Source organism: Streptomyces yongxingensis (genome assembly GCF_055597465.1).
Map to the genome: position 1 here is coordinate 5981923 of NZ_CM145717.1, position 17556 is coordinate 5999478.

Genomic DNA, 17556 nt, shown 5'->3' on the forward strand with positions numbered 1-17556 from the left:
TCTGCTCTTGTGCGTCTTACGCTCGTGTCTTGTGCGTCTTGCTGCTCGTTCTGCGTCGCCCGCGCTTGGCACGTCGTCAGTGCTTGCTACCTCTTCTGCGCATTTCTGCGGGTGTCAAGCCTCTCAGATCATGCCGGACCATCGTCGCCGGAGTCGTTCGCGGCAGCCACTTCGGCAAGCCGTCGGTGCTCGGCGGCCTTTGCCTCGTGAATGGCGGCCATCCGCAGGTGGTATGCGGGGCTGTCGAGCTCATAGACATCCGGGATGCCGTCCATGTCCTCGTCCCGCTCCTCCTCCTGACACAGTCGCTGGTACTTGGTGTTGCGCAGTTTGAGAAGGATCCCGGCGAACAGGGCGGCGCTCAGCGAGCCGATGAGGACCGCAGCCTTGACCTCCTCGGCGAGCGTGGGATCGCCGGGGAAGGCGAGTTCGTCGATGAGGAGGGAGACGGTGAAGCCGATTCCGGCGAGGGTGGCCACGGCGAAGACATCGGCCCAGGCCAGGTCTTCGTTCAGCTCGGCCCTGGTGAAGCGGGCGGCGCACCAGGAGCCGCCGAAGACGCCGACGGCCTTGCCCACGACGAGACCGAGGACGACGCCGAGGGTCTCCGGGCGGGTGAAGACATCCGCCACGGCGCCGCCGGAGAGCGGCACCCCGGCCGCGAACAGCGCGAACAGCGGCACCGCCACACCCGCCGACACCGGTCGCACCCGGTGCTCGACGCGCTCGGCGGGGGAGCGCTCCTCGCCCTCCCGTACGGTGCAGCGCAGCATCAGGCCCATCGCGACGCCGGAGATGGTGGCATGCACTCCGCTGGCGTGCATCAGCGCCCAGGTCACCACGGCGAGCGGGAGGTAGATCCAGGCCGTCCGGACGCCCTTGCGCTGCAGCAGCCAGAAGAGGGCGAGCGCGGCGACGGACAGGATCAGGGCGACGAAGTTGATGTGTTGGGTGAAGAAGATCGCGATGATGAGGATCGCGCCGAGGTCGTCGACGACCGCGAGGGTGAGCAGGAAGGCGCGCAGCGCGGCGGGCAGCGCGGTGCCGATCACGGCGAGGACGGCGAGCGCGAAGGCGATATCGGTGGCGGTCGGCACGGCCCAGCCCCTGAGACTGCCGCCGCCGCTCGCGCTGACGGTGACGTAGACGAGCGCGGGCACGGCCATGCCGCAGACGGCGGCGATCACGGGCAGCGCGGCGGCCTTGGGGTCGCGCAGCTCGCCCGCGACCAGCTCGCGCTTGAGTTCGATACCGGCGACGAAGAAGAAGATCGTCAGCAGGCCGTCGGTGGCCCAGGAGGCGACCGAGAGACGCAGATGCAGCGCCTCGGGGCCGAAGGAGAAGTCCCTGATGTCGCCGTAGACGCCGCTGAGGGGGGTGTTGGCGAGGATCAACGCCACGATGGCGGCCACCAGGAGGATCACGCCGCCGACGGTCTCGGTGCGCAGCGCGTCGGTGACGAAGGTCCGCTCGGGCAACGACAGACGTCCGAGGAACTTGCGGCTGGTGGGCGCGGCCACGGGCGGGCCTCCTGGGGGTCGAGGTGCGGATACACGTGTGGCGTATGCCGACCAGACTTCCCGGCGCTCCTGTCCATCATCTTGTCGCAATTTTTACGCGACAGCCACCTGCGACAGCCGCCCCCCGCCCGTGACAGCTACCGGCGGCAGCCGCCCTCCGCCCGCGACAGCTACCGGCGGCAGCCGGCCGGAGGGGCGCCCCCGCCAGGCGGGAGCGCCCCTCGTCAGTTCGGCGCGGGTGCTGGGATCAGTCCTCGCTGGGGGCGGAGGGCAGCTTGCTCTGGATCAGCTCCATGACGGAGGAGTCGGTGAGCGTGGTGACATCGCCCAGCGCCCGGTTCTCGGCGACATCGCGCAGCAGACGGCGCATGATCTTGCCGGAGCGGGTCTTGGGCAGCTCGGCCACCGGCAGGATCCGCTTGGGCTTGGCGATCGGGCCGAGCTGCTTGGCCACATGCGCCCGCAACTCCTCGACCAGGCCCGCGTCCTCGGCCGCGCCGCCGCGCAGGATGACGAACGCGCAGATGGCCTGGGTGGTCTGCGGGTCGGTGGCGCCGACGACCGCCGCCTCGGCGACCTTGGGGTGTGAGACGAGCGCCGACTCGACCTCGGTCGTGGAGATGTTGTGGCCGGAGACCAGCATCACATCGTCGACCCGGCCGAGCAGCCAGATGTCGCCGTCGTCGTCCTTCTTGGCGCCGTCGCCCGCGAAGTAGCGCTTGTCGAAGCGGGACCAGTAGGTGTCCAGGTAGCGCTGGTCGTCGCCCCAGATGGTGCGGAGCATGGACGGCCACGGCTCGGTGAGCACCAGATAGCCGCCATGGCCGTTCGGCACCTCATTGGCCTCGTCGTCCACGACGGTGGCGGCGATGCCCGGCAGCGCGACCTGGGCCGAACCGGGCTTGGTGGCGGTGACACCCGGCAGCGGGCTGATCATGATGCCGCCGGTCTCGGTCTGCCACCAGGTGTCGACGACGGGCGTGGTGTCCGCGCCGATGTGCTTGCGGTACCAGACCCATGCCTCGGGGTTGATGGGCTCGCCGACGGAGCCGAGGATCCGCAGCGAGGAGAGGTCGAACTTGGCCGGGATGTCGTCGCCCCACTTCATGCAGGCGCGGATCGCGGTCGGGGCCGTGTACAGGATGGTGACCCCGTACTTCTGGACGATCTCCCACCAGCGGCCCTGGTGCGGGGTGTCCGGGGTGCCCTCGTAGAGCACCTCGGTGGCGCCGTTGGAGAGCGGGCCGTAGACGATGTACGAGTGGCCGGTGACCCAGCCGACGTCCGCCGTGCACCAGAAGACATCGGTCTCCGGCTTGAGGTCGAAGACGGCGTGGTGGGTGTAGGCGACCTGGGTGAGGTAGCCGCCGGAGGTGTGCAGGATGCCCTTGGGCTTACCGGTCGTACCCGAGGTGTAGAGGATGAACAGCGGGTGCTCGGCGTCGAACGCCTCGGGGGTGTGCTGCTCCGGCTGGCGCTCCACGATCTCGTGCCACCAGACGTCGCGGCCCTCGCTCCAGTCCACCTCCTGGCCGGTGCGGCGGACGACCAGCACATTGCGCACGTTCTCGGTGCCGGGCCGGGTGAGCGCCTCGTCGACGGCGGGCTTGAGCGCGGACGGCTTGCCACGGCGGTAGCCGCCGTCGGCGGTGATGACGACCCGGGCGTCGGCGTCCTGGATACGGGTGGCGAGAGCGTCGGCCGAGAAGCCGCCGAAGACCACCGAATGCGGGGCACCGATACGGGCGCAGGCCAGCATCGCGACCACGGTCTCCGGGATCATCGGCATATAGATGGCGACCCGGTCGCCCGACCGGACCCCCAACTCGGCCAGTGCGTGGGCCGCTTGGGAGACCTCCCGCTGCAGCTCGGCGTAGGTGAGGGAGCGGGTGTCGCCGGGCTCGCCCTCGAAATGGAGCGCCACCCGGTCGCCCAGGCCGTTCTCGACGTGCCGGTCGACGCAGTTGTACGCCACATTGAGCTTGCCGTCGGCGAACCACTTCGCGAACGGCGGGTTCGACCAGTCGAGTGTCTCGGTCGGCGCGGTCGCCCAGGACAGCCGACGGGCCTGCTCGGCCCAGAAGCCCAGGCGGTCCACCTTCGCCCGCTCATACGCCTCGGCCGTGACATTGGCGTTCGCGGTCAGCTCGGCGGGCGGCGCGAAGCGACGCTCCTCCCGAAGAAGGTTGGCCAGGCTCTCGTTACTCACGACATCTCCCATTCCCAGGGTGTCCGTTGTGTCCCAGGCCATAGCTCATCAGCCAACGGCACACCCTGACAAGGGCTGTCGCCGAAAATTGGTTTAGACCTGTCATCACGTACGTCACCGCCCCAGCTCCAGGGCGCCCTGGACGGGGTCGCCGCCCCGCTCCGCCACGCCGGAATGGCCCCTTCCAGGCCGGGTGGGGGCCGCCGTGGTGGCGAGGCAGACGGGCGCCGGCGCGCCATGGTCCGGGCGGACGGGCAGAAACCTCCCCGTACCCGTGTCCAGGACATACGCCTGGGCTTCCGCCACCTGGAAATACATGCCGTGCAGCGCCAGCCCGCCCTCCGCCACCCGCCGTGCCACACAGGCGTGCGCCATCAGATGGTCGAGCTGCTGTCTCACATTGACCAGCGCCAGCCGCTCCACATCGTCGGCCACCGCCCGGCTCGACAGGGCGACCTCACCGCGCCCCAGCCGGCCGATCCGCTCCATCCGCGCCAGCGCCGGTCTGCCGTGGCGCAGCCAGCGCTCCAGCGGCGTGCGGCCCCCGTTGGGGAATGCCCCGGGCCCGCCGGTGGACGCCCCAGGTCCGCCGGGTGCCTCGGCCCCGCTGCCGGACGCCCCGGGCTGGGGCGGTGTGCGGACCGGCGTCGATGAGTCGAGCAGCGCCTGCATCGCACCGCATCCGGAGTGGCCGCACACCGTGATGCTGCTGATCTTCAGTACCTCCACCGCGTACTCGATCGCCGCGCCCACCGAGTCGCAGGAGTCATCGGAGCCCGGTGGTGGCACCAGATTGCCGACATTGCGCACGGTGAACAGATCGCCGGGGCCGCTGGAGGTGATCATGCTGGTCACCAGGCGGGAGTCGGCGCAGGTGAGGAAAAGCTGGCTGGGCCGCTGCCCCTCCCGCGCCAGCCGGGCCAGCTCATCGCGGACCAGCGGTGCCGTATGGCGCTGGAACGCGCTCACCCCGCCGAGCAGCTGACCGGCCGCGTCCCTGTCGGCAGCGACGCTCGCCCCGACGCCCGCAGCCGCCGGGGCAGGACGGGTGCAGTGGTGATCGCGCCACGGCGTCCACGGTCGGCAGGCCCGGGTGCCGCCCGCCTCCGCGACCCGCCGCGCCGCCCGTCCATCGGCCGCCGCTCGCCCGGAGCCCGGGTGCCGCCGGGAGCCCGGGTGCCGCCGGGAGCCCGCCGCCCGCCCGGAGCCCGCAGACCGCCGGGAGGCCGAGGACCGGAGGGGCATCGCGAGGAGGGTGATCGCGAGGGCCGCGGTGGCAGCCATGAGTCCCGCCCGGGGCGATGCGCCGCAGGCCGATGCGATGCCCAGCGAGATAGAGGCGATGCCCAGTGAGAGGGGAACGGCGAACCGGAAGAGGACGGTCGAGGCGGAGAGATCTCCGCGTCTGAGGCGGGAGACCCGGTGGATCCGGTCCAAGAGCTTCAACATTCCCGTCTCCTCCGGGGCTTCGGTCGCGGATAGGGGCGCGGCCGTGGGTCACGGCGTACTGCGGTACTGAGCTTCAAGCGTTGGTAAATGAATCGTAATGCCGAGTAAAGTCGCTGGGAAGTCTTTTGGGAGAAAGTGAGCCGGTATTCCCCCTATGGGGTGAATAGTAATTTAGAATGCCTTGCCGCTATCCGTCATTTTCTGTGTGCATGCGAAGTTTGCTGCTATCCAGCCAACAAGCCGCGCGAGAAGCAGGGGCAAGGGGCTCTAACGTTCCGCCCGGGGCCGTCCGATGCGCGACGGCGTGCTCGCCGCCTTCGACCGGGCGTACGAGGGCAACCGGGCGCCGCTGTTCATCGGCAATCACTTCGAGTCCTGGAACGGCGGAACGTATATGCGCGCCGGGGAGGACGTCATCGAGGATGTCTGCCCGCGCAAGGGGGTGCGCTGCGTCCGCTTCGGACGGCTAAGCGGGAGCGGGAGTAGCCGCCGAGCTCTCCCCCGGCGCGAACTCCCGCAGCCCGAAGGCGGGGTCGACCTGGGCGGCAAGGTCGGCACCCGTCTTCTCGTTCCCCCAGCTCTGCGCGTTCTTCAGGTGGAAGTGCACCATCTGGCGGGTGTATCGCTGCCAGTCGCGCCGTTCGTACGAGGCGTCCACCGCGTCCTGCAGTGTCCGCAGCGCGTCGCGGTTCGTCTCCTCCAACTCCTCGAACCGGGGCGCACGGCCCTTCTCCATCGCCCGGACCCAGTCGGAGTGGCCGAACGCGACCAGCAGGTCATCGCCCACCTCCGCCCGGAGGAAGTCCAGGTCGTCCGGACCCTGCACCTTGTTGCCGACCACCCGGAGCGCCACATCGAAGTCGCGGGCGTACTCCTTGTACTGGCGGTAGACGGAGACGCCCTTACGTGTGGGCTCGGCCACCAGGAACGTCATGTCGAAGCGGGTGAAGAGGCCGGAGGCGAACGAGTCGCTGCCCGCCGTCATGTCGACGACGATGAACTCGCCGCGCCCGTCGACCAGATGGTTCAGACACAGCTCGATCGCGCCGACCTTGGAGTGGTAGCAGGCGACACCGAGGTCGGATTCGGTGAAGGGGCCGGTCGCCATCAGCCGCACCGACCCGTTGTCGAGCGACAGGGTGCGGGCGCATGCCTGGTAGACGGGGTTGTCCTCGCCGATCCGCAGCAGCCGCGAGCCCTCACCCGGCGGGGTGGTCTTGATCATGGTCTCGGCGGAGGCGATGCGGGGGTTCGTGCCGCGCAAGTAGTCCTTGATCAGCGGGAGATGGGCGCCCATGGCGGGCAGTGCGGCGGCCTCCGCCTCGTCGAGTCCGAGCGCCACACCCAGGTGCTGGTTGATATCGGCGTCGACTGCGACGACGGGGGCGTGGGTGGTGGCGAGGTGGCGGATGAACAGCGACGACAGCGTGGTCTTGCCGCTTCCACCCTTGCCTACGAAAGCGATCTTCATGTTCACCTAGCGTAGGTGAGTGATCCCGGACCATGAGGGATTTACGTGAAGAACACCACTCCAACGAGGGGTGCCCGGTGCGAGGTGCGTAGTGTCGTACTCATGAGTACGTCAGCTGATCCGCTCGCCGCCCTGGCCGCGCTGCCCGGTGTGACCGAGTCCGTGAACGCCGTACGGACCGCCGTGGACCGGGTCTATGGGCATCGGGTGATGCGCCGCCGCAGCAATGAGGTCACCTCCGAGGCGGCATTGCGCGGGGCGCGGGGTTCGGCCGCGCTGGCCGGTGCGGACTGGGCGCTGGAAGAGGTGCGTCGCCGCACCGACTTCGGGGCCGAGGGCGAGCCGCGCACGGTGGGGGCGGCGCTGCGGCTGACCGCCGAGGCGGGGCAGCTGTTGAGTATCTGGCGGCAGTCGCCGCTGCGGGTGCTGGCCCGGCTGCATCTGGTCGCGGCGGGCGGGGCGGAGGGCGACGAGAGGATCGGCCGCCCGAGGCAGTCGGGTGAGCCGGTCGACGAGCCGCTGATCGGGTCCGATCTGCCGCTGCCGGACGCGGACGAGGTGGCGGGGCGGCTCGATGGGCTGGCCCGGCTGCTGCTCGCGGGCAGCGAGGCTCCGGCGCTGGTGACGGCGGCGGTGGTGCATGGCGAACTGCTCGCCCTGCGGCCCTTCGTCTCCCGCAATGGTCTGGTGGCGCGCGCGGCCGAACGGATCGTGCTGGTCGGCAGCGGTCTCGATCCGAAGTCCATCTGCCCGGCCGAGGTGGGGTACGCGGAGCTGGGTGCCGCGCCGTACATGGCGGCGCTGGAGGGCTATGCGTCCGGGACGCCGGAGGGGATGGCGGTGTGGATCGCGCACTGCGGACGGGCGGTTGAGCTCGGGGTGCGGGAGTCCACGGCGGTCTGCGAGGCCCTGCAGCGCGGGGCGGCCTGACGCGGATGTGCGTGATCCGACGTCGGAAAGGCGTGGCCTGGCGTCGGAAAGGCGCGGGCTGACGCGGGACGGGTGCGGTCTGACGGCGGGCAAGGCGGGCTGACCCCGGGCAGGGTGGGCTGACCCCGGACAAGAGTTGCGGCGGTACCACGTGGGCACCGCCGCTGGCACATCTGCCGGGTTACCATGCGTGCAATCTCATTCGCCCATCAGGTCGGGAACTTCTGCCCGTCACCTGGTGCGGCTGGCCCGTAATCGACGGGTCGACGTCGCGTGGGTGCTCAGCATCTGTGCTCGGTCCGTGGGGCCTTGGCGTCTGAGGGTTTCCTCCCGGATACCCCTGGTCTCGCGGGCCGTCGATTCCTTTGTACTCCTGCGGGAGGCCAATCGGAACCCCTCACCGCAGATCTTTGCTGTCACCCCTAAATGCGGGCATAAAGGGCACGGCGTCGATTGGTGTACCACAGCAGTCCGGCGGTGGCGGCGGCCGCGCCGACGGCCGCCGCCACGGCGAGAACCGGGCGCGGTGGCATGGAGAGCGAGGGCCTGCGCTGCTTCAGCCGCACCGGGCGGTTGAAGGAGAGCACCGGCCAGCCGCGGGCCGCCGCCTCGCGCCGCAGCGCCCGGTCCGGGTTGACCGCATGGGGGTGGCCGACCGCCTCCAGCATCGGGAGATCGGTCACCGAATCGCTGTAGGCGTAACAGCGCGACAAGTCGTAGCCCTCCGACTCCGCCAACTCGGCGATCGCCTCCGCCTTGGTCGGGCCATAGGCGTAGTACTCCACCTCTCCGGTGAACACTCCGTCCTCGACGACCATGCGAGTGGCCACCACGCGGTCCGCGCCCAGGAGCTCGCCGATCGGCTCGACCACCTCCGCCCCGGAGGTGCTGACGATCACCACGTCGCGGCCGGCGGTGTGATGCTCCTCGATGAGCGAGGCGGCTTCGTCGTAGATGATGGGGTCGATGAGGTCGTGCAGGGTCTCCGCGACGATCTCCTTGACCTGCTGGACATTCCATCCTCGGCAGAGCGCGGAGAGGTACTCACGCATCCGCTCCATCTGCTCGTGATCGGCGCGGCCGGCGAGGAAGACAAACTGTGCATAGGCAGTACGCAGTGCGGCTCGGCGGTTGATCAGCCCACCCCGGTAGAAGGACTTGCTGAAGGTGAGAGTGCTTGACTTCGCAATGACCGTCTTGTCCAGGTCAAAGAAGGCAGCTGTCCGAGGCAAGGAGTGGTTTTCCACGACGCCGAGCATAGGGCCCACCATTCGGCGTAAGCTGAGGCGCGTGGGTTTGCCTGAGAAGGCTCTCGGGTACACCATGGAAGTCACGGATCGTTCGCGACCGTGCTAACCCGGCCCGACTCCTCCCCCCCCGAGTCGGCCGTGGGGACGACCCCCGCTCTCCCCCCCGGCGGGGGTCGTCGCATGTCCGGACGCATTTCCGGTGTTCTCATGAGATCTTGCTCCCCTCCCTCGGGCCCGTGCGGCCCCGCCTCTCCACAGCCTGAGCGGTAACCGTGCGTAATCGCTAGGCTGCTCTCCGGAAGTCACTGGTTTAGGTGACTGGGATATTCACAACTGATGAGTTGTCCACGGTTTTGGACCAAGATCCCCAAGATTTCCTGGATCGCAGCACGGTGATTCTCCGCGGTGCTCGCACTCGCTGTTCGCGGGAGTGAGAGCGCGTAACGGATATGGGAGGGGATCGTGACTGCATCCATCACACCGGAACGCCCTTCGGCGACCGAAGGACAGCGAAGCAGACCGCTCATCGTCACCGAGGACGAGGCGCTTCTCGACGATCTGCTGCGGCTGTGCGCGGCGGCCGGGGCGGAACCGGAAGTGGCGCATGGCGCGCTCACCCGCCGGGGCAGCTGGGAGGCCGCACCGCTGATTTTGGTCGGCGACGACTCGGCCGCCCGGCTGTCCGACCGAGCCCGCAGACGAGGGGTGCTGCTCATCGGGCGCGATCTGGACGACCACGGCATCTGGCGGCGGGCGGTGGCGCTCGGCGCCGACAATGTGGCGTTCCTGCCGGATGCCGAGACCTGGCTGGTCGACCGGATCGCCGATGTCGCCGAAGGCGTGGGCCGGCAGGCCCTGACCGTCGGGGTCATCGGCGGCCGCGGCGGCGCGGGCGCCTCCACCCTCGCCTGCGCCCTGGCGGTCACGGCGGCTCGCTCCGGCCGGCGCACCATGCTGATCGATGCCGATCCGCTGGGCGGCGGGCTCGATGTGCTGCTCGGCGGCGAGGGCGCCCAGGGGCTGAGATGGCCCGCCTTCGCCGAGTCGCGGGGGCGGGTCGCCGGAAGCGCTCTGGAGGAGTCGCTGCCCGAGCTGCACGCGCTGCGGGTGCTGAGCTGGGATCGCGGCGATTCGGTCGTCATCCCGCCGTCCGCGATGCGGGCGGTGCTGGCCGCCGCCAGACGGCGTGGCGGGGTCGTGGTGGTGGATCTGCCGCGCCGCGTCGACGACGCGGCGGCCGAGGCGCTGTCCCAGATCGACCTCGGGCTGCTGGTCGTCCCGGCGGAGCTGCGAGCGGTCGCGGCCGCCCACCGGGTGGCGTCCACGGCGGGCATGGTGCTGCGGGATCTGCGCGCGGTGGTGCGGGGCCCGTGCGGGCCGGAGCTCGGCGACGAGGAGATCGCGGAGCTGCTCGGGCTCCCGCTCGCCGGTCAGCTGCCAGCGGAGCCCGGTCTGGCGGACGCGTTCGAGGGCGGGGAGCCCCCGGGCGGCAGCCCCCGTGGCCCGCTCGGCCGGTTCTGCGCCGAGTTCTGGGCACGTGCCCTCGCCGACGAGGGGGGTGTCACCGCATGAGCGTCGTATCGCCGGATCTGCTGGACGCGGTGCGGCTGCGGCTGGCCGGGAGCGGCGCGGAGCCCACACCCGCGCGGGTGGCGGCGGCCTTGCGCGAGGAGGGGCGGCTGCTCGGCGACACCGAGGTGCTCGGGGTGGTGGAGGCCCTGCGCTCGGAGCTGGTCGGCACCGGGCCCCTGGAGCCGTTGCTGGCCGCCCCCGATGTCACGGACGTCCTGGTCACCGCCCCCGACGAGGTGTGGGTGGACCGCGGCTCGGGGCTGGAGCGCACGGATGTCACCTTCGTGGACGCGCCCGCTGTGCGCAGGCTCGCGCAGCGGCTCGCCGCGGTGGCCGGGCGGCGGCTGGACGACGCCCGGCCGTGGGTGGACGCCCGGCTGCCGGACGGGACCCGGCTGCATGCGGTGCTCCCTCCGGTCGCGGTCGGCTCGACTTGTCTGTCGCTGCGGGTGGTGCGCCCCCGGGCGTTCTCCCTCGCGGAGCTTGAGACGGCCGGGACGGTGCCGCCGGACGGTGCGCGGCTGTTGCGGGCCATGCTGGACGCCCGGCTGTCCTACCTGATCAGCGGCGGCACTGGCTCGGGCAAGACAACGCTGCTGAGCACTCTGCTGGGGCTGGTCGGTCCGCAGGAGCGGATCGTCCTCGCCGAGGACTCGGCCGAGCTGCGGCCCGACCATCCGCATGTGGTCCGGCTGGAGACCCGGCCCGCCAACCAGGAGGGCCGGGGCCAGGTCACCCTGCGGGATCTGGTGCGGCAGGCGCTGCGGATGCGGCCCGACCGGCTGGTGGTAGGCGAGGTGAGAGGCGCCGAGGTCACCGATCTCCTGGGAGCCCTGAACACCGGCCATGAGGGCGGCTGCGGCACTGTCCACGCCAATACGGCGGCCGACGTGCCCGCGCGGCTGGAGGCGCTCGGCTCGACCGCCGGGCTGGACCGGGCCGCGCTCCACAGCCAGTTGGCGGCGGCGCTGTCGGTCGTGGTCCATCTGGTGCGGGACCGCGCCGGGCGGCGCAGGGTCGCCGAGCTGCATGTGCTGGACCGGGACCGGGCGGGCTTCGTCACGACCGTCCCCGCGGCCGTCTGGAGCCCGGGGGGCTTCGAGCGGGCGGCGGGCTGGCAGCGGCTCCAGCGGCTGTGCGCACGGGGCGGAGGTGCGGCATGACGGGCGCGGGAGCGGATCCGGGGGCGCTGACGCTGTGCGCCGCGACGCTGTGCGTGGGGGCGGCCTTATGGCTGCTCACCGGGCGGGACCGGGAGCTGCGCCGGGCCAGGCTGCTGTTGGCCGGCGGCGGACCCGTCGAGCCCGCGGGAGCCGACCCGGTGCGGCGGCTGTCCGAGACCGCCGCCTGGCTGCGGGAGCGCTGGCGGGTCACGTACGGCGGGCGGATGGGGCGTGAGCTGCTGTGTCTGCCGGTCGGATGTGTGATCGCGCTGCTGGGCGCGTCGGTTCTGCCGCTGCTCGGAGCGGTGCTGGCCACTCCGGTCGTCGGCCGCCGGCTGCGGTCCCGGCGGAGCGAGCGGGACCGTGTGCGGCGCGCCACCGGGGTGATCGAGCTCTGTGCCACCGTGGCGGGCGAGCTGCGGGCCGGGCGGCATCCCGGCGAGGCGCTGCTGGCGGTGGACCCTGGCCACCTGAGGGAGCGTTGGGGGCTGGTGACGGCCGCGGCGCGGTTCGGCGGGGATGTGCCGGACGCGCTGCGGAGGGTGGCCCGGCTGCCGGGCGCCGAGGGGCTGACCGGGGTCGCGGCCTGCTGGCAGGTGGCGGTCGACGAGGGGGCGGGGCTGGCGGCGGGGCTCGACCGGGTGGCGGCGGCGCTGCGCGCCGAGCGGGACCAGCGGGAGAGCCTGGACGCCAAGCTGGCGGGAGCCAAGGCCACCGCCCTCGGGCTGGCCGTGCTGCCCGTCGTCGGGCTGGTGCTGGGTGGCCTGATGGGCTCCGATCCGCTGCATGTGCTGCTGCACACCCCGGCCGGGCTGAGCTGTCTGCTGCTGGGCGGCCTGCTGGAGTGGGCGGGTCTGGTCTGGACCGGCCGGATGGTGCGAGCCGCGCGTGAGCCGGGGCGGCGGCGAGGGGATCAGCACCTGAGCCGAGGCCCAGCGGATCGCCGGGATGGCCGATGAGTGCCGAGGTTGTCCACAGCCTGGGGATATCGCTGTCCCTCCTGGCAGCGGCCCTGTGCACGGCGATGGCGATGGCCGAGGCCCGTCGGGAGCGATGCGCCCGACGACGGCTGGCGATGCTGCTTCCGGGCGCGGAGGACGCGCGGCCGCGGCGGGCCCGGCCGTGGCGGCGATGGCGCGCCGGGGCCGGTGCGGGCGCTCTGCCCGCCTGGGCCGCGCCGGGCGGCGCGCTGACGGTCGCCGTCGTCCTCGTCGGAGGACCGTCGGGGTGGGTGCTGGGGCTCGCCTCGGCCTGCGGCCTCTGGCGGTGGCAGCGGCACCGCCTGTCCACGGCTGGGCGGCCCGGCCGTGACCGGCACCTGGAGGCCCTCGCCGCGGGCCAGATTCCGCTGGCCGCCGATCTGCTGACCGCCTGCCTGGCGGCCGGAGCGGGTCCGCGGAAGGCGGCTGAGGCGGTGGGAGGCTCGCTCGGCGGCCCGGTCGGCGAGCGGCTTGCCCAGACCGCGGCGGAGCTGCGGCTGGGCGGCGAACCGGCCCACGCCTGGGGGCGCATCAGCGCTCTGCCCGGAGCGCATGGGCTGGCGCGCGCCCTGGAACGCGCCGGGACAACGGGCGCTCCGGCGGTGGAGCCGATGTCCCGGCTGGCGGCCGAATGCCGGGCCGAGCAGGGGCGGGAGGCGATGAGACGGGCCGACCGCACCGGTGTGCTGGTCAACGCACCGCTCGCGGGCTGCTTCCTCCCCGCGTTCCTGCTGGTCGGTCTGGTCCCGGTGATGATCGGGCTGGCCCGCGGCCTGACGGGAGACGGCCCCTGAGCACAGGCGGGACCACCACGACGACACAGCGAACGACAGCGGCACCAACGACAGCCGCATGAGCGGCAGCTGCACGACAACAGCACGAAGAACGACGAACGACGACACCGCGGTCGGTGACACCGCGGACGGACAAGGGGGGGCCGACATGGTGAAGCAGTGGTGGGTACGGCGGTACGCGGCGGCGCGGGCAAAGGCCGAGGCGGGCATGACCACCGCCGAGTACGCGATGGGAACGATCGCGGCATGCGGTTTCGCCGCCGTGCTCTACAAGGTGGTGACCAGCGGGGCCGTCAGCGGTGCGCTGCAGTCGGTCATCGGACGGGCGCTCGATGCGCAGTTCTGAGGCGCCGAGGGCGGGGGAGCGGACGGGCTCGCGCGCCAGGAGCGGCGCGCGGGGTGTCCCGAGGGCCAGGGGCATCCGGAGGTCCGGTGGCGTCCGGAGGGCCCGCGGCGGCGTCCCGAGGGCCCGGAGCGTGCCCAGGACGGGCATCCCGGGGGCCCGGGACCCTGCGCGGGACAGCGGCTACGTCACGGCGGAGGCGGCCGTCGCGCTGCCGGTGCTGGCGCTGTTCGCCCTGATGCTGATCTGGGGGCTGATGGCCGCGTCCGCGCAGCTTCAGTGCGTGGACGCGGCCAGGGCCGGGGCGAGGGCGGCGGCGCGTTCGGAGCCGAAGGCGGACGCGATGGCCGCCGCCCGCTCGGCCGCACCCGATGGGGCTCGGGTCGAGCTGTGGCGGGAGGGGGACCTGGTGCGGGTGCGGGTCCGGACCCACACCGCCGGCCCCGGTCCACTGGCGGTGAATCTGCGCGGCGAGGCCGCCGCGCTCGCCGAGGACACGGTGGGCGCGGACGACGCGATGGGCAGGGTCCGCGCGGATGGCGCGGGCGGTGCGGCCCGGGAGGCGGTCCCGTGAGAAGGGCGGACGACCGGGGGTCGGCCACCGTCTGGACCGCTCTGGCCGCGACGGCGCTGTGCGTGGTGTTCGCGGCCGTGCTGGCGGCCGGGCAGGCCATGGTGGCGCGCCATCGGGCGGGCGGAGCCGCCGACCTGGCGGCGCTCGCGGCGGCGGACCACGGCTTGGAGGGGGCTCGTACGGCGTGCGGTCTCGCCCGGCGGGTGGCCTCCGCGCAGGGGGCGCGCGTGGTGCGGTGCGCCCTGAGCGGTGAGATCGCGGATCTCACGGCGGAGGTGCGCACCGGCCCGTTCACCCTTCGGGCCCGGGCGCGGGCGGGACCTGCGGGCACTCCGGTCGCCGGACCGCCGTCCCCACCGGGCGGCGGGGAGCGGTCACTCGGCGGCCGGCGGCTGCTCAGGGGCGCCGGCGAGCAGGGTCGTCAGCAGGCGGATGGCGGCCTTCTTGTCCAACGGGTCGTTGCCGTTCCCGCACTTGGGGGACTGGATGCAGGACGGGCATCCCGCCTCGCACTCGCAGACGGCGATCGCCTCACGGGTGGCCGCCAGCCAGCGGGCGGCCGTGTGGAAGGCGCGCTCGGCGAAGCCCGCGCCCCCCGGGTGCCCGTCGTAGACGAAGACGGTCGGCAGCAGCGTGTCGGGGTGCAGCGGGATGGACACCCCGCCGATGTCCCAGCGGTCACAGGTGGCGAAGAGCGGCAGGATGCCGATCGAGGCGTGCTCGGCGGCGTGCAGGGCGCCGCCGAGGGCCTGGGGGTGCACCCGGGCCTCCTCGAGCTGGTCGTCGGTCACCGTCCACCACACCGCCCGGGTGCGCAGGGTGCGCGGCGGAAGGTCCAGCTTGGACTCGCCGAGGACCTCACCGGTGATCAGCTTGCGGCGCAGGAAGGAGACCACCTGGTTGGTGACCTCGACCGAGCCGAAGCACAGCCGCGCGTCCCCCCAGGGGATCTCGGTGGTGGTCTCCAGGATGGAGATCGCCGTGGTGTCGCGGGCCGTGGTCGAGTAGGGCGGAGTGGCCTCCTCCACCAGGGCGACCGAGTCGTCGAGGTCGAGCTGTTTGACGAGATAGCTCCGGCCCTGGTGGAGGTGGACGGCGCCCTCATGGACGGTGGTGTGGGCCGCCGCGGCGTCCACGGTGCCCAGCAGCCGCCCGGTGGCCGCCTCCACGACCTGGACCGGGCTGCCGCCCGCCCCGCGGATGTCGGTGAGGTCGGCGGCGCGCTCGCGGCGGGTCCAGTGCCAGGTCTTCGCCCGGCGGCGCAGCAGCTTGCGCTGCTCCAGCTGCGGCATCAGCTCCTCGGTGGCGGGCCCGAAGAGTTCCAGGTCGGGCTCGGTGAGCGGAAGCTCGGCCGCGGCAGCGCACAGGTGCGGCGCGAGGACGTAAGGGTTGTCCGGGTCCAGGACGGTGGACTCCACCGGCTGCCGGAAGAGGGCGTCCGGGTGGTGGACGAGATAGGTGTCCAGCGGGTCGTCCCGGGCGACCAGGATCGCGAGGGCCCCTTCGCCGGTGCGCCCGGCCCGCCCCGCCTGCTGCCACAGGGAGGCGCGGGTGCCGGGATAGCCCGCCACGACCACGGCGTCCAGCCCGGCGATGTCCATCCCCAGCTCAAGGGCGGTGGTGGCGGCGAGCCCCAGCAGCTCACCGGAGTGCAGGGCCCTCTCCAGGGCGCGGCGCTCCTCGGGGAGATAGCCGCCCCGGTAGGCGGCGATCCGGTCCGGCAGCGAGCGGTCCACCTCCGCGAGCCGCTCCTGGGCGATGAGCGCGATGAGCTCCGCGCCCCGCCGGGAGCGCACGAAGGCGACCGTACGGACCCCCTGGACGGCCAGGTCGGTGAGCAGGTCCGCGGACTCGGCCGTGGCCGTGCGGCGCACGGGGGCGCCCTGCTCGCCGTGGAGCTCGGTCAGCGGCGGCTCCCAGAGGGCGAAGACGACCTCGCCGCGGGGCGAGCCGTCCTCGGTGATCTCCACCACGGGCACGCCGGTCAGCCGGCACGCGGCGACCGCCGGATCGGAGGCGGTGGCCGAGGCGAGCAGGAACACCGGCGAGGAGCCGTAACGGGCGCAGACGCGGCGCAGTCTGCGCAGCACCTGGGCCACATGGGAGCCGAAGACGCCCCGGTAGGTGTGGCATTCGTCGATCACCACATAGCGCAGAGCGCGCAGGAAGGAGGACCACCGGGGGTGGCCGGGCAGGATGCCCCGGTGGAGCATGTCGGGGTTGGTGAGCACGTAGTTCGCGTACTGCCGGACCCACTCGCGCTCCTCGACGGGCGTGTCGCCGTCGTAGACCGCCGCCCGGATGCCGGTGCCCAGCGGGGCGGTGAGGCCGGCCACCGCGCGCCGCTGGTCGGCGGCCAGCGCCTTGGTGGGGGAGAGGTACAGGGCGGTCGCCCCACGGCCGCTGGGCTCCTCCGAGCCGTCCAGCAGGGTGCTGAGGACGGGGGCCAGATAGGCGAGGGACTTGCCGGAGGCGGTTCCGGTGGCCACGACCACGGATTCGCCGCGCAGCGCGTGTTCGGCCGTGCGCGCCTGGTGGGCCCAGGGGCGCTCGATGCCGACCGCGCGAATGGCGTTGATCACCTCCGGCCGGATCGCCGAGGGCCAGTCGGCATGGGTTCCCGGGCGCGGGGGCAAGTGCTCCGTATGAGTGATGCGCGCGCTCCGGCTCGCCCCGGTGCTCAGCCGACCGAGGACGGCCCGGGGTGAGGGGCGTATGCCCGCCTGCCGCGGGATTTGGTTGTCGGCCATCGACACCGAGTGTGTCACTGGTCTGACGGACAATGGTCTCAAGGCGTCGTGCACGCCTGCTGGTAAGTGATTGAATGCCATCGCGGCTGCCGATCCATGGGGGGCGACCGCTCGATGCAAGGTGCTGGAGGATCCGTGGACCTGTCCCTGTCGACTCGGACCGTCGATGACCGCACGGTCGTCGAGGTCGGTGGCGAGATTGATGTATACACCGCGCCCAAGCTGCGCGAGCAGCTGGTCGAGCTTGTCAACGACGGCAACTACCACCTGGTCGTCGACATGGAGGGCGTCGACTTTCTCGACTCCACCGGACTCGGCGTGCTCGTCGGCGGGCTCAAGCGAGTGCGGGCCCACGAGGGCTCGCTGCGCCTGGTCTGCAACCAGGAGCGCATTCTGAAGATCTTCCGCATCACCGGCCTGACCAAGGTGTTCCCGATTCACACCTCGGTCGAGGACGCTGTCGCGGCGACCGACTGACAAGATCGCCGAAGGAAGACACAGAAGGGGGTTCCGGGCGTGCTCGCCCGGCCCTCCCCATACGCACGCCCATA

Annotated in this window: 13 protein-coding genes and 3 pseudogenes; 10 read left to right on the forward strand and 6 right to left on the reverse strand. The window is 72.1% G+C overall.

The features are described 5' to 3' along the window. Positions 1-128 precede the first annotated feature (128 nt). The 3 genes and pseudogenes from nhaA to ACZ6TD_RS25850 all read right to left on the reverse strand — a co-directional run. On the reverse strand, positions 129-1520 hold the full coding sequence (gene nhaA / locus ACZ6TD_RS25840) for a Na+/H+ antiporter NhaA (protein WP_471341989.1): 1392 nt from the start codon (positions 1518-1520) through the stop codon (positions 129-131). A gap of 247 nt (positions 1521-1767) precedes the next feature. Continuing rightward, complete coding sequence (acs, locus tag ACZ6TD_RS25845; protein WP_471341990.1) at positions 1768-3729, reverse strand: acetate--CoA ligase; 1962 nt, start codon at positions 3727-3729, stop codon at positions 1768-1770. 114 nt (positions 3730-3843) lie between these two features. Then, positions 3844-4878, reverse strand: a pseudogene (locus ACZ6TD_RS25850) (carbonic anhydrase); the annotation flags it as partial. A gap of 583 nt (positions 4879-5461) precedes the next feature. Between ACZ6TD_RS25850 and ACZ6TD_RS25855 the strand changes: the two are divergent. Further along, a pseudogene (locus tag ACZ6TD_RS25855) lies at positions 5462-5650 on the forward strand (hypothetical protein); the annotation flags it as partial. Here ACZ6TD_RS25855 and ACZ6TD_RS25860 read toward each other — a convergent pair. Beyond that, positions 5645-6649 (reverse strand): ATP-binding protein, encoded by a 1005-nt coding sequence (locus tag ACZ6TD_RS25860; protein ID WP_471341991.1) that lies wholly within the window; start codon positions 6647-6649, stop codon positions 5645-5647. The pseudogene ACZ6TD_RS25855 and the gene ACZ6TD_RS25860 overlap by 6 nt on opposite strands. Positions 6650-6751: 102 nt before the next feature. Between ACZ6TD_RS25860 and ACZ6TD_RS25865 the strand changes: the two genes are divergently transcribed. Then, positions 6752-7579: a Fic family protein gene (locus ACZ6TD_RS25865; RefSeq protein WP_470003272.1), complete on the forward strand. Its 828-nt coding sequence runs from the start codon at positions 6752-6754 to the stop codon at positions 7577-7579. 422 nt (positions 7580-8001) lie between these two features. Here the strand turns inward: ACZ6TD_RS25865 and ACZ6TD_RS25870 are convergent, their stop codons facing one another. After that, entirely contained in the window at positions 8002-8838 is an 837-nt protein-coding gene (locus ACZ6TD_RS25870) for an HAD family hydrolase (RefSeq protein WP_471341992.1), read from the reverse strand. 453 nt (positions 8839-9291) lie between these two features. Between ACZ6TD_RS25870 and ssd the strand changes: the two genes are divergently transcribed. The 7 genes and pseudogenes from ssd to ACZ6TD_RS25905 all read left to right on the forward strand — a co-directional run. Further along, on the forward strand, positions 9292-10401 hold the full coding sequence (ssd, locus tag ACZ6TD_RS25875) for a septum site-determining protein Ssd (RefSeq protein WP_471341995.1): 1110 nt from the start codon (positions 9292-9294) through the stop codon (positions 10399-10401). Further along, positions 10398-11564 (forward strand): TadA family conjugal transfer-associated ATPase, encoded by a 1167-nt coding sequence (locus ACZ6TD_RS25880; protein WP_471341996.1) that lies wholly within the window; start codon positions 10398-10400, stop codon positions 11562-11564. The genes ssd and ACZ6TD_RS25880 overlap by 4 nt, the downstream gene beginning before the upstream one ends. Beyond that, complete coding sequence (locus ACZ6TD_RS25885; protein WP_471341998.1) at positions 11561-12523, forward strand: type II secretion system F family protein; 963 nt, start codon at positions 11561-11563, stop codon at positions 12521-12523. The genes ACZ6TD_RS25880 and ACZ6TD_RS25885 overlap by 4 nt, the downstream gene beginning before the upstream one ends. Then, on the forward strand, positions 12520-13338 hold the full coding sequence (locus ACZ6TD_RS25890; RefSeq protein WP_471341999.1) for a type II secretion system F family protein: 819 nt from the start codon (positions 12520-12522) through the stop codon (positions 13336-13338). The genes ACZ6TD_RS25885 and ACZ6TD_RS25890 overlap by 4 nt, the downstream gene beginning before the upstream one ends. Positions 13339-13486: 148 nt before the next feature. After that, complete coding sequence (locus ACZ6TD_RS25895; RefSeq protein WP_210945418.1) at positions 13487-13684, forward strand: DUF4244 domain-containing protein; 198 nt, start codon at positions 13487-13489, stop codon at positions 13682-13684. A 130-nt stretch (positions 13685-13814) separates the two neighbouring features. After that, a complete protein-coding gene (locus ACZ6TD_RS25900; protein ID WP_471342001.1) occupies positions 13815-14255 on the forward strand; it encodes a TadE family type IV pilus minor pilin in 441 nt (146 codons plus the stop codon). A gap of 65 nt (positions 14256-14320) precedes the next feature. After that, positions 14321-14518: pseudogene (locus ACZ6TD_RS25905) on the forward strand (Rv3654c family TadE-like protein); the annotation flags it as partial. A 111-nt stretch (positions 14519-14629) separates the two neighbouring features. Here ACZ6TD_RS25905 and ACZ6TD_RS25910 read toward each other — a convergent pair. After that, entirely contained in the window at positions 14630-17086 is a 2457-nt protein-coding gene (locus ACZ6TD_RS25910; RefSeq protein ID WP_471342002.1) for a DEAD/DEAH box helicase, read from the reverse strand. A gap of 54 nt (positions 17087-17140) precedes the next feature. Here ACZ6TD_RS25910 and bldG point away from each other — a divergent pair, with 54 nt between their 5' ends. Continuing rightward, on the forward strand, positions 17141-17482 hold the full coding sequence (bldG, locus tag ACZ6TD_RS25915; protein ID WP_014061729.1) for an anti-sigma factor antagonist BldG: 342 nt from the start codon (positions 17141-17143) through the stop codon (positions 17480-17482). Positions 17483-17556: the final 74 nt, after the last annotated feature.